Genomic DNA, 13,082 nt, shown 5'->3' with positions numbered 1-13,082 from the left:
GAGCCGACCCTTTGTCAATAGGAGGCGGAAGCTACAGGTGTATGTCAAATGGAGAGAGCACCGGGACGGTCGAATCTGGGTATCCACCCTGGGACTGAAGGCCTTTGTCGAGACGTGCCTTCTCGAGGGGCTTTCCTGCCGGGACGTGGAGTACCTGGATGCGCAGGACCAGTTTTTAATATCGCTGCTCGTTGATGAGTCTGTCTCCTACGATAGGGATGTGATCTCCCAAAATCTCGTCGAGTCTTTGGCGTCTTTAGGCCTTGAGAGCTCTGTTTCCTGGAAACGAACGTCCGATGAGGAATCGGAACCCAGCGGGGATTTTTTCGAATCTCCGTGGTTTTGGGGCGTTCTCTGTTCGTCTATTGCGGCCCTGTGGCGTCTTGGCCTATCGGGTGTTTCCTGGTGCCTGTTGTTTGGATCTCTGGGGTATGTTGGCTGTATCGCCGTTCGCTCCGAGACGGGGAGAGGTTTCTATAACCGAATCGTCAACTTGTTCAAGGAGATGATCGATTGAAGGCCAAGGGGATTCATCACAAGAAACGTCGAGCTCGGGAGCTCGCTCTTCAAATTCTCTATGCTTTGGATATGACGAAAAAAACAGATCCGGCTCAGGCTCTGGATCTGTTTCCTTACGAGGACGATCAAGGGCTTCGGGAGACGGTGGAGACATTGGTTCACGGGGTTATGAATCATCTGCGCGAGATCGACAACATGATCAATCAAAACGTCGTGGGCTGGAGAAGTGACCGAATGGTGGCTGTGGATCGATCGGTCATCAGGATGGCCCTCTATGAGGCCATTTTAGCCCGATCCGTCCCCGTCCCTGTCGCGATATCCGAAGCGGTCGAGCTGGCGAAGTCTTTCGGGACGGACGAATCGGGACGGTTCGTCAACGGGGTTCTGGGCAAGATCCTCCGCACTTTACCTGAGGTTTTTCATGAGCACACCTGAGTCAGGCATCCTGGACGTCGACGGTCTGTCCAAGAGGATCAAAAAGGCCGTTGAGTCCTGTCTTGGGATGTCCAAGGTGGCTGTTCAAGGCGAGATCGTCGAGTTGAAGCATCATACCAGCGGTCACTGTTATTTCACCTTAGCTGGTCGAGAGAGCAGAATCGCCGGGGTGCTCTTTCGTTCGGATGCCTCAAACGTGATCCGCTGGCCTCGTCCCGGCGATCATGTGGTTGTCGGCGGTCGGGTTTCGACATACCCTCAGCGGGGTATCTATCAACTGTACGCTCGGCGCCTTTTCCCTCTGGGACAGGGAGCAGCATCCCGAGCCAGGGAGGAGCTCAGGCAGAAGCTCATGGATGATGGGTTATTTGACCCGAAAAGAAAGAGGGCCCTTCCTGCTTTTCCGGAGAAGATCGCCTGCGTGACCTCTATGACTGGGGCTGCCCTTCGAGATGTTGCTGCTGTCATGAGTTCCCGCTGCCCCTGGGTTGAACTGGTGCTTATCCCCGCTCTGGTTCAAGGGGCCGAGGCGCCCGACGAGATCGTTCGGGCTTTGGAACAGGTCCTGATATCTGATGTCGACGGAGTGCTCCTGGTTCGAGGGGGAGGCAGTCGAGGCGACCTGAACCCTTTCGATCAGGAAGATGTGATTCGGGCTATTGCGCGTTGTCCTGTACCCGTGGTGGTCGGTGTCGGCCATGAGATCGACGAGACCTTGTCGGACATGGTCGCCGATCGTCGAGCTGCCACTCCATCGGAGGCGGCGGAACTCATCAGTCCTGATCGACTTGCCGTCACGTTCTTGCTGGATCAGAAAGCTGCTCGTCTCAAACGAGTCCTGGAGGAAGATGTGACGATGGCGGCCCAACGGCTGGCTCGAACGGCTTCTGCTATGCCTCAAATCGTGGAGAGACGAATTGACACTGACCGTCAAAAGGTCGACCATATGGCCCAGCTGCTTCTCTCTGGCGCTCGTCGGACTGTGGAGTTGGCTGCATCGGAGCTGAGCCGCTTCTCCGCCGTTCTGGACGGGCTGTCTCCCTTGGCCGTTCTGGGACGGGGCTATGTCGCCTGTCAGGACAACGAGGGGAAGCCCGTGATCAGAACCGCCGACCTTGAGCCCGGAGCTCGTCTGTCTCTGGGCTTCTCCGACGGAACGGCTCTGTGTGTTGTGGATACCGTTGAGCCAAGAGAGGGGAGGGCCTATGGTTCCTGAGACGATGATATGGTGTTCCGGTGAGCTGTCCATTCTCGATCAGCGCCGGCTCCCTTGGAATGTGTCCCGGATCCTCTGTCGTTCCTGCCAGGATGTGGCCGAGGCGATTCGGTCCATGGCGGTTCGAGGAGCCCCTGCCATCGGCGTTGCCGCTGCCTATGGGATGGCCCTTGCTGCTATGGCGGGAGAGGATCTCTTCCGTGCACGGGATCGTCTTATGGCGACCCGACCGACGGCGGTGAACCTCCGATGGGTATTGGATCGTATGGACGCATTAGTCCGTTCGGGCGTCTCATCTGATCGAATGCTTCAGGAAGCTGTGGCAATCCATGAGGAGGATAGACGTGTCAATCGCTCCATCGGCGCGCATGGCGAGTCCCTGATTTCCGATGGAGCAACCGTGATCACTCATTGTAACGCCGGAGCCATCGCCACCGCTGGCTGGGGCACAGCCTTGGGTGTTCTCCGATCCTGTGCCGAGGCGGGAAAGAATATCACGATCTATGCCGACGAGACCAGACCCAGGTTTCAGGGGGGGCTGACTGCGTGGGAGTTGATGGAGGATGGGTTCGATGTGACGGTGATAACCGATGGGATGGCGGCCTGGCTCATGAGGACCCGGGAGATTCACGCCGTGATCGTCGGAGCCGACCGTATCGCTGCCAACGGCGATACAGCCAACAAGATCGGGACCTACTCTCTTTCCCTGGTCGCCAAAGCCCACGAAGTGCCTTTTTACGTAGCGGCTCCTCTGAGTACCATGGATTTGTCTTTACCCTCGGGAGAGACTATCCCGATCGAGGAACGGTCAGGGGAGGAGATACGCCGTCCATGGGGGCACTCCATGCTCCCTTCGTCGGTTTCGGTGTGGAATCCCGGTTTTGATGTGACACCAGCGGGGAACATAACCGCTATAGTGACCGAAGCGGGTGTCTTGCGCCCACCCTATGAAGACTCAATTGCCACTTGCATTACGGGCAATGTGTAGTTGCCTGAAGGAGGAAGTATACGATGAAGGACTTTTTTATCGCGGATATGAAGCTAGCCCCTAAGGGACAGGAAAAACTTCGTTGGGCTTGGCAGTACATGCCGGTCCTGTCGTCTCTTGAGGAAAGATACCGAGACGAGCAGCCTTTGGCAGGGGTTCGTCTGGCTGCCTGTCTTCATCTTGAGGCGAAGACAGCCTGTCTTCTCCGCACTTTTCACCGTCTGGGAGCGCGGGTGTACGCTGCCGGAAGCAATCCTTTATCTACCCAGGACGATGTCTGTGCTGCCTTGGTCACGGAGGGTATCCATGTTTTCAGCCATCGGGGTATGGCTCCAGAGGCATATCTGGGCTACCTCCGGGACGTACTCAGCTGTGACCCCGAGGTGATTGTCGACGATGGAGCTGACTTGATCGCAACTCTTTTGAACGAGAGAAAAGATTTGATCGGTACCGTACGCGGCGGCTCTGAGGAGACGACCTCGGGAGTGAAACGCCTCAAGGCCATGGAACGCCAGGGGGTTCTTCCATTCCCGATGATCTCGGTCAACGACGCAGATAGCAAATATCTCTTTGATAATCGGTACGGAACGGGCCAGTCGGTATGGGACGGTGTGATGCGAACCACTAACAACCTCATCGCCGGAAAGACTGTGGTGGTAGCAGGGTACGGCTGGTGTGGCCGAGGGGTAGCGATGAGAGCTCAGGCCCTTGGTGCCCGAGTGATCGTGACGGAGATCGATCCTCACAAGGCTTTTGAGGCCTTGATGGATGGTCATAACGTGATGACTATGGATCAGGCAGCTCCGCTGGGAGATATTTTCCTGACCCTGACGGGAAACGTAGATGTTATCTCGGCCCGTCACGTAAAACTCATGAAGGACGGTGCTCTTCTGGGTAACGCCGGTCATTTTGACGTGGAGATATCGAAGACAGATCTTGCCGAGGCTGCTCAGGAGTGTTTCGAGGTTCGTCCCAACGTGACCTGTTATCGTATGCCCGATGGCCGACGACTCTACCTCCTGGGCGAGGGGAGATTGGTGAATCTGGCCGCAGGCGATGGTCACCCCATCGAGATTATGGATCTGAGCTTTGCCCTTCAACTTCTCTCGGCGCTCTACGTCTACAGACACTACGGGGAGATGGAGCCTAAACTGTACCCGGTGCCAGCCGATGTGGATCGGTTCGTTGTGACGACTAAACTGGAGTCTCTGGATATCTCACTGGATGAGATGACCGAGGCCCAGACCGCCTATATGAGTGACTGGAGAGAGTGAAGTGTCCCTCCTTCTGAGGGATGTCTGGCTTCTGGATGGCTCCATGGATCAAGGGAACCGAGGGGATGTCCTGATCCAGGACGGGTGCATCAAGGCGGTAGATGCTCCGGGTACCCTCGAGGGCAACCAGGTATTTGACGGACGAGGACGGATAGCGGTCCTTCCCGCGCTGGTGAACTGTCACACTCATGCCGCCATGGTTCTCCTCCGAGGGCTGGGGGAGGAGCGTCCCCTTATGGAGTGGCTCGAACAGCGTATCTGGCCCGTTGAGGCTCGACTGACCCCTGAGAGGATCTATTGGGGGGCTCGGTCAGCCCTGTTGGAGATGGCGTCTACAGGAACGGTCTGTTTCGGAGATATGTATTTTGAGATGGACCAGGTGGGCCAAGCTGCCAGAGACGCTGGGATGCGGTGTGGCCTGTGTCGGGGTATCGTGGGCGGCGATGCACACAAAATCACAGAGGGCGTGGAACTGGCGGACGTCTTTAAGGACGATCCTGACATCACGGTTCAGATGGGCCCCCACGCTCCATACACGGTACCGATGAACGCCCTTCGGGAGATTACCGATCTGGCTAGAAATCGGGGACTTTCGGTTCACATTCACTTCCTGGAGGCTCAGTGGGAGCTGGGATACCTGCGGGACGAGCTGGGATGCGAGCCTCTGGAGTATCTGGAACGTTCGGGGTTACTGGACACACCCGGGCTTATTTTGGCTCACGGTGTATGGATCCCCGACGATATACTCAACTTTCTTGTCAACTATGGCGTCACCGTGGTCCATAATCCGGGGAGCAACCTGAAGTTGGGAAGTGGTGTTGCGCCGGTTCCCGGATGGATCGACGCTGGGGTCTCTGTGGCTTTGGGGACCGACGGAGCAGCCAGTAATAACCGGCTGGACATGTGGAATGAGATGCGATCCATGGCCCTGATTCACAAAGGGGTGAACCAGGACCCCACAACCGTCACAGCCGCCCAGGTTTTGGAGGCGGCCACCTATGGGGGGTATCGAGCCCTCGGTTTTCCTCGCTCCGGTCGAATTCGGCCGGGATGGGACGCTGATCTCATGATCGTGGATCTTGACCGTCCTCAGTATGTCGGTCTGGACGGTGACAACCTGGGGATGTATCTGGTGTATGCCGGGTCGTCGGCCGACGTGAAAGGGACCCTTTCGAGGGGACGATGGATTTACAGGGACGGGACGTTCCCCGGTCAGGATGTGGAGGACGTGCTTCGAAACGCCCGACAGGCAAGGACCGACCTGACAGAGGCAAAGGAGTGACCGAGAAGATATGAAGTGGAGAAGCGGTCGGGAGATCCGTCAGCTGTTTATAGACTTCTGGGTGTCTAAAGGGGCCAGGCACTATGAAAGTTTTTCGCTGGTTCCCGAGGATCCTACGGTTTTGTTCACCATCGCAGGTATGGTGCCCTTTAAAAAGTTCTATTTGGGCATGGCTGAGCCGGATACGAGAAGTGTCGTGACGTCGCAAAAATGCGTTCGGACGAACGATATCGATAACGTTGGACGGACGGCTCGGCATCACACGTTTTTCGAGATGTTGGGTAATTTCAGCTGGGGAGGGTATTTCAAGAAGGAGTCCATAACCTGGGGATGGGAATTTCTGACGGAGGCCCTCGGCCTCGATCCCGATCGAATGTATGCCACCATCTATAAAGACGACGAGGAAGCGTATACGGTGTGGACTGACCTGGTGGGGCTGTCGTCGAATCGGATCCTTCGTTTCGGAGAAGATGAGAACTTTTGGTTTATGGGGCCCGTTGGTCCCTGTGGCCCCGACTCGGAGATTCTCTACGACCAAGGCCCTGATTTTAGCTGCGGCCCTGACTGCGCCCCAGGATGCGACTGCGATCGCTTTCTTGAGATATGGAACCACGTCTTTACCCAATATGACCGTCAGGAGGATGGAACGCTTTTACCGCTTCCCCGAAAGAATATCGATACGGGGATGGGACTCGAACGGCTGACGTCCCTGATTCAGGGTGTAAGCAACGATTTTGAGACGGATTTGTTCCGTCCCCTGATCGATCGAACCTGCTCCATGGCTGGTATCACCTTCGGTGGGACTCCCGAGGGAGATATGGCAGCAAAGGTGATCTCCGACCACGTTCGAGCCGTAGCTTTCATGATTGCCGATGGCATCCTTCCAGCCAACGACGGCCAGGGGTATGTGCTTCGCCGACTTCTTCGACGGGCTGCCCGATACGGGCGGCTTATCGGCCTCGATCGCCCTTTTCTGACCGATCTGATACCAGTTGTCTTGGAGATTATGGCCGATCCCTACAGGGAACTCCTCTGCAATCGACTGACCATCGAGCAGGTCGTCGCTGTCGAGGAGAAACGATTCAGCCGAGCTCTGGAGCAGGGCGGAGAATTGCTCAGCCGGGAGATCAGCCAAGCGCTTCAGGCTGGTGGCTCTGTCCTGGCAGGAGATGTGGCTTTCGAACTGTACGATACCTACGGGTACCCTCTGGAGTTGACCGTGGAGATATGTAGGGAACAGGGGTTGTCTGTGGACGAAGAGGCTTTTCGGTCTGAGATGGAGTGTCAGAGGGAACGTGCTCGTTCGTCGAGCAAACACATGGGGGCTATCCTAACTGGTGATCTCTACGCCGAGCTTCTGTCTCAGCATGGAGCTACGGAGTTTTTGGGCTACGACGGACTCTCCGCCCAGAGCGAGGTTTTGGCCCTGGTCGCAGACGGTGAGGTGGTGGAGCAGGCTCAGGAAGGTGATGAGATCGGAGTGATCCTGAACAGGACCTCTTTCTACGCCGAACGAGGCGGCCAGGTGGGGGACCAGGGGGTCATCCAGGGGGAGCGATACGAGATTCAGGTGAACGACACCGTGTACGCCTCAGGTGATCTGATCCTTCACAAGGGCGTCGTTCGACGGGGGCAAATTACAGTCGGAGATCGGGCCGATACGGATGTCGATGGTGGACGGAGAACGGCCGTGACACAGAATCACACGGCCACCCATCTTCTCCACGAAGCTCTGATTCGAGTGCTGGGAGGGCATGTCCGTCAAAATGGATCCCTCGTCTCGGATCGGTTTCTTCGCTTCGACTACACCCACTTTGACCCCCTGAGCCCTGAGGAGATCGCGAAGGTCGAGGTTGCCGTCAACAGAGAGATCCAAAAGAACCACAGGTTGACCGTGGAGGAGACCGACATGGCAGCAGCCAGGGAGAAGGGGGCTAAGGCTCTCTTCGAGGAAAAATATGGCGATCGCGTTCGGATCGTCGCGGTGAGCGATTTTTCCACCGAGCTCTGCGGTGGCGTCCACGTAACAGCCACGGGGGATATCGGCCTGTTCAAGATCGTGTCCGAGGAGAGCGTGGGCTCAGGGGTTCGGCGGATCATAGCGGTCACCGGCATGTGTGCCCTCCATCGCTATCAGGAGACCGTGTCGGTTTTGAAAGAGCTGTCGGGACGTCTCGGTGTTCAGCCGACCAAGCTGGTGGAGCGACTTGACGCCATGGAGCGGGAGAACCGGGCTCTGCAGAAGGAGCTCCAACGGCTGACCCTTCAATCGGCCATGGAGGATCTCGACAAGGGAGTTGTCAAGACTTCCTTGGCTGACGGTATCACCTTATACACGGCGGCCATCGACGGCGTCAACGCTGATCGGCTTCGAGAGGTGGGGGACAGCATCAAGGACAAGGATTCAGGATCGGTGGTCATTCTGGCCTCGGATGGACCAGAGCGAACTCAGATGATCTGTATGGTTGGGCCCAGCGCCGTCGAGAAGGGACTTCACGCTGGCAAGATCGTCAAAGAGGTGGCGGCTTTCGTTGGAGGCAAGGGCGGTGGAAAGGCGACCATGGCCCAGGCAGGAGGGCCCAGAACCGATGGGACTTCCCATGCTCTGGAGGAGTCCCGAAAAGTCGTAGAGGGGTTTCTTCAGTGATTGAACGGATCGTCGGCCTCGACCTGGGGATGGTCCGCATCGGAGTTGCCGTGAGCGACCCCCTGGGGACTTTTGCCCAGGGGGTCGCTCAATGGGACGCAAGGAATGACTGGTTGTGCAATCTGGGAGATCTGTTGAGATCGACGGGGGCTTCCACCGTGGTGGTGGGCCTTCCCATCCGGGAAGACGGCACCAGGGGACCGTCGGCTCTCAAGGTGGAGGAGAATATGAGACAAATTCGAGAGACGTTCCCGGATGTGACGATTATACCGGTGGACGAGCGGTATAGCTCGACCATCGCGAACCAGGTGCTCATTCAGGGTGATCTCTCCCGAAAGAAGCGCCGGGCCGTGGTCGACAAACTGGCCGCATCGGTAATTCTTCAAACCTATCTGGACACCCGAAGGACAGTCGAACCGTGAGCGGTTTTCACCTCCCCGAAGGGGTCAGAATGACCCCCATGCTTGAGCAGTTCGTTCACTGGAAAAATCGGTATCCTCAGGCTCTTCTCTTTTTTCGGATGGGCGATTTCTACGAGCTATTCTTCGACGATGCTTTGGTGGCATCCGAGGCACTGGACATAGCTCTGACAGCCCGGGACCAGGGGAAGCGAATTCCCATGGCAGGTGTTCCCTATCATGCTGTTGAGGGATATCTGGGGAAACTTGTTCGAAAGGGTTTCAACGTGGCCATCTGCGAGCAAATAACCGAGCCTGACGGCCGAACTCTCGTTGAACGGGAGGTCGTTCGGTTGGTCACCCCGGGGACCTATCTTCCCGAGGAGGCTGGAGAAGATGGTCGACTGGCGGCCGTGATGCCTGTAGGGCGGGAGAGATGGGCGGTTGGAACTCTCGAGCCCGGGACGGGATCACTCCAGGTGGGCCTCCTGGATTTTGGCGAAGCCCAGGGATTTTTCGCCTCCTGTGATGGAGCTGAAGTTCTGGTGCCCCGAGGCACAGCCGGTACGTCGAAGAGAGCTTTCAGCCTGAGATCACCGGTGGAGCTCCCAAAGGAGGAGTTCGACCCGACCGGAGGAACCAGGTGGCTCAAACATCGGTGGGATGTGGGGTCTCTTCAGGGCTTCGGTGTGCTCGACGACAGCCCCGAGGCGGGGGTCGCTGCCGGACTTCTTCGATATCTGGAGGAAACTCAATTCGGTGCTGCTGAACACGTTCGAGGTTTGACTCTCCTCAGGTCCGATCGATTCCTTCATCTGGACGTCACGACCCAGAGAAATTTGGAACTCTTCGAGGGCGATGGTCCATCACTCTATTCGGTTCTGAACCGATGTCGAACCGGCTGTGGCCGGCGAATTCTTCGGGAGTGGATTTCCCGCCCTCTTCTGGATGTCCGCTCCATCGGCGAACGGCTGGATATCCAGGATTGTCTGAGAGGATGCCCTTCGTCTCTTCAGTCCCTTCAATCGGCTCTGGCCCAATGTCGTGACGTGGAACGTGCCCTGGCTCGTCTCCATCTCAGATCAGGAACTCCACGAGATCTCTCAGCCCTTCGGGAGACCTTGATGGCTGCTCCCTGCGTGATTGACGCCTTGAAAAAATCTGGACTTGAGGCCCTCGTCCTATTTCCTCGTGAACTGGAAGAGCTGGGAGCTACGTTGTCTCGGGCTCTGGAGGCGAGTCCTCCCCGAATTCTGGGCAATGGCACGGTGATTCGGGATGGATACGATGAGGAGCTGGACCGATGGCGGGATTTTGCCCGGAAGGGCCATCAATGGTTGGAGGACTTTCTCGCCCGGGAACGAATCCGTCTGGGTTTGCCCAAGCTGAAGGCGGGCTTCTCCCGGGTTTTTGGCTATTACGTCGAGATCAGCAAGAGCTCCATGAAGACCGATATGACGCTTCCAGAGGATTATCAACGTCGTCAGACTTTGGTATCGGCCGAACGATACACGACGGCCGAACTCAGGGATTTTGAGGAACACATGACCTCTGCCGAGAGCGAGACGAGGGAGAGAGAGGCCCTTCTCTATCGGGAACTGATCCAGACGACTCTCGCTCAGACAGAGCCACTCCAGCAGCTGGGGCGAGCATTGGGAACTCTGGATGTCCTTGCGTCCTTGACGGAGGTCGCCATTGAGAGAGGCTATGTCCGGCCAAGCTTTGTCGAGGGATCCGATATGCACGTATGTGGGGGACGCCATCCTGTCGTGGAGGCAATTCAAAGGGAGGTCCCCTTTGTGCCCAACGATATTCATCTCGTGACGGATCACCACCGCGTGGCTATCGTTACGGGCCCCAATATGGCTGGTAAGTCCACCTATCTTCGCATGGCAGCCTTGTTGGTCATTATGGCTCAGATGGGATGCGCAGTTCCAGCCGAGTCGGCCGAGTTCGGGCTTTACGACCGGGTGTTCACCCGCTTGGGCGCGCGGGATGAGCTGGCTTTCGGCAACAGTACCTTCATGGTGGAGATGGTGGAGACGGCGAACATCCTTCATAACGTGACGGACCGGAGCCTTGTGATCCTGGACGAGGTCGGCAGGGGGACGTCGACATACGACGGCATGAGCATCGCCTGGGCAGTACTGGAGTTTCTTCACGGTGCCTGTGGCCGATCTCCTAAAGTTCTCTTTGCAACCCACTATCATGAACTGACAGCCCTGGAAGGGGGGCTTTCCCATGCATGGAACCTCCGGGTGGAAGTGGAAGAACGCCCCGATGGCGTTACGTTTTTGCATCGGGTGGTTCCTGGCCCTGCCGACCGATCTTACGGCGTGGAGGTCGCCCGGTTGGCCGGTCTGCCAAGAGTCGTTCTCTGCCGGGCACAGGAGCTTTTGGAGCGATTCGAAGCCGATGGAGATCGCCGTTCTCCAGTTCCCGAGCCGTCGGTTCAGATGGAGTTTTTCGACCTGAAGGGCGACGCCCTGATCCAGGAACTGGCAGCTCTTCGACCCGATGACATGACGCCCATCCAGGCTCTTGAGAAGCTATATGAGCTTCGGGACGAGGCGAGAAAGGCGGTGTCCCCTTGAAAATACACCAGCTTTCCCAATCGGTAGCGATGAGAATCGCCGCCGGGGAGGTTATTGAACGCCCCGTATCCGTGATCAAGGAATTGGTAGAGAATAGTTTGGATGCCGGTGCACGACGTATCGTGGTCTCGACCGTTCAGGGTGGTCGGCTCTCCATGATGGTGGAGGACGACGGTGGAGGAATCCCTCTGGAGGATCTTCCTCTGGCCGTGGAGAGGCACGCCACAAGCAAGATCCTCTCCCTCGAGGATCTGGAGTCCATCGACACCTTAGGGTATCGAGGAGAGGCTCTTGCGAGCATGGCGGCGGTGAGCCGTCTGGATATTCGCAGCAGGGCTGAAGGCAAATCCACAGGAGGGTGGCTTCGGGTTCAGGGTGGCGGTCCTATCTCGGTCGAGGAACAAAACTGCCGTCCTGGCACCAGGGTTCAGGTTGACGACCTGTTTTTCAACCTCCCTGCAAGACGGAAGTTCCTGAAAAGCTCAGGGGCCGAACTTCGTCGTATATCCAGGCTGCTTCAGGAATTGAGTGTGGCCAATCCTGATGTGGCCTTCGTCCTTCACAGCGATGAACGAAAGGTCTACGAGAGCTCCGGCGGTGGCAATCGTCTGTCGGTGCTTCGCCGACTTTGGGGAGACGAGCCTCCTGTCTCAACGGCATCAGGGGCTCAGGGCCCCTACAGAGTGACCGTGTGGTGGCAGAGATTGGCGAGCTCTCGGATCTCTCTCATGGCTTTCGTCAACGGACGAAGAATCGACGACGGGACTATCCGGGCAGCTGTCTCCTCAGGGGAGACCCATCCAGGGGGCAACTGGGCCGTCTGGATCGAGACGGCCCCGTCGGAGGTTGACGTGAACGTCCATCCAGCCAAGGCCGAGGTCCTTTTCCGACGTGGAAGTGACCTTTTCGCAGCTGTGAGAGAGGCGGCAGCATCCATGAAGAACGACTGTCCCGTGTGGTTTGATGGAAATACCTCCCGTTCCCCGACGGATCATGCTCCTCTTCAGGTTGCCTCTCCATCCCGATATGCGGCTCCCCCCCGGGGGGAGTCCCTGTTTCGAAGGATTGAACCTTTTCCCGCTACTGAATCTCACCAACTTTTTGAACCAACAGAGAAGGAGTCTCATCCATCTGTGAAGCGGGATACGCCTCCTTCTGACGCTCTCCCCTCCCCTGTCTACATGGGGCAGTTAACGTCGGGATATCTGCTCTTCGACGATCGGGGTGACCTGATACTCATCGATCCCCACGCTGCTCACGAGCGGATCAACTTCGAGACGATCAGGGAAAGATGTTCGAAAGGATATGGTTCCCAGCTCCTGGCCGTTCCGATAGAGCTGCCTCCCACCCTCTCCTCTGAGGCAGAACCCAAAATCGATGAGCTTCATGCCCTCGCTTTCTCCCTTGATACCAACGATGGGAGAACTGTTCTTCGAGGTATTCCCGACATTCCTAAGGGAGCGTCTATTCCCCCTTTAGACCTCCTTCGAACGACGCTTATCGGCCTGGCGGAGGAGAACCAGAACCGAGAGGTGATCTGGCTCCGATGGGCCACCGTGGCCTGCCGTTCTTCGGTGAAACTCACCTGGTCCCTCACCCCCGAGGAGGCTCAGGTTCTTTGGCAACGCCTGCTGCTATGTGATACTCCTTCAGCGTGTCCTCACGGTCGACCAGCTCTGTTTCGACTGAGGTCTGCCACTATAGCAGCTCATTTTGAGAGGCGATGATC

10 protein-coding genes are annotated in these 13,082 nt (G+C 57.2%); all 10 read left to right on the top strand.

What is annotated here, in order from left to right:
* Positions 1–37: 37 nt before the first annotated feature.
* Genes CSA35_03650 through CSA35_03605 form a run of 10 tightly spaced genes read left to right on the top strand, consistent with a single transcriptional unit; the run spans position 38 to position 13,080 of the window.
* On the top strand, positions 38–517 hold the full coding sequence (locus CSA35_03650; GenBank protein ID PIE54967.1) for a hypothetical protein: 480 nt from the start codon (positions 38–40) through the stop codon (positions 515–517).
* Positions 514–954, top strand: a complete 441-nt coding sequence (gene nusB / locus CSA35_03645; GenBank protein ID PIE54966.1) for a transcription antitermination factor NusB — start codon at positions 514–516, stop codon at positions 952–954. The genes CSA35_03650 and nusB overlap by 4 nt, the downstream gene beginning before the upstream one ends.
* Entirely contained in the window at positions 941–2,170 is a 1,230-nt protein-coding gene (xseA, locus tag CSA35_03640; protein PIE54965.1) for an exodeoxyribonuclease VII large subunit, read from the top strand. Before nusB ends, xseA begins: the two co-directional genes overlap by 14 nt.
* Positions 2,160–3,158, top strand: a complete 999-nt coding sequence (gene mtnA, locus CSA35_03635) for an S-methyl-5-thioribose-1-phosphate isomerase (GenBank protein ID PIE54964.1) — start codon at positions 2,160–2,162, stop codon at positions 3,156–3,158. The genes xseA and mtnA overlap by 11 nt, the downstream gene beginning before the upstream one ends.
* A 23-nt stretch (positions 3,159–3,181) precedes the next feature.
* On the top strand, positions 3,182–4,432 hold the full coding sequence (locus CSA35_03630; GenBank protein ID PIE54963.1) for an adenosylhomocysteinase: 1,251 nt from the start codon (positions 3,182–3,184) through the stop codon (positions 4,430–4,432).
* A 1-nt stretch (position 4,433) separates the two neighbouring features.
* Positions 4,434–5,714 (top strand): amidohydrolase, encoded by a 1,281-nt coding sequence (locus CSA35_03625; GenBank protein PIE54962.1) that lies wholly within the window; start codon positions 4,434–4,436, stop codon positions 5,712–5,714.
* Between the two features lie 10 nt (positions 5,715–5,724).
* Positions 5,725–8,361, top strand: coding sequence for an alanine--tRNA ligase (locus tag CSA35_03620; protein PIE54961.1), 2,637 nt, complete (start codon positions 5,725–5,727; stop codon positions 8,359–8,361).
* Positions 8,361–8,783, top strand: a complete 423-nt coding sequence (locus CSA35_03615) for a Holliday junction resolvase RuvX (GenBank protein ID PIE54997.1) — start codon at positions 8,361–8,363, stop codon at positions 8,781–8,783. Before CSA35_03620 ends, CSA35_03615 begins: the two co-directional genes overlap by 1 nt.
* Before the next feature lie 29 nt (positions 8,784–8,812).
* Positions 8,813–11,353, top strand: a complete 2,541-nt coding sequence (locus tag CSA35_03610; GenBank protein ID PIE54996.1) for a DNA mismatch repair protein MutS — start codon at positions 8,813–8,815, stop codon at positions 11,351–11,353.
* Positions 11,350–13,080, top strand: coding sequence for a DNA mismatch repair protein MutL (locus CSA35_03605; protein PIE54960.1), 1,731 nt, complete (start codon positions 11,350–11,352; stop codon positions 13,078–13,080). Before CSA35_03610 ends, CSA35_03605 begins: the two co-directional genes overlap by 4 nt.
* Positions 13,081–13,082: the final 2 nt, after the last annotated feature.

This window comes from Dethiosulfovibrio peptidovorans (genome assembly GCA_002748665.1).
Classification (GTDB): domain Bacteria; phylum Synergistota; class Synergistia; order Synergistales; family Dethiosulfovibrionaceae; genus Dethiosulfovibrio; species Dethiosulfovibrio peptidovorans_A.
This window is presented reverse-complemented; position numbering and strand designations above follow the sequence as displayed.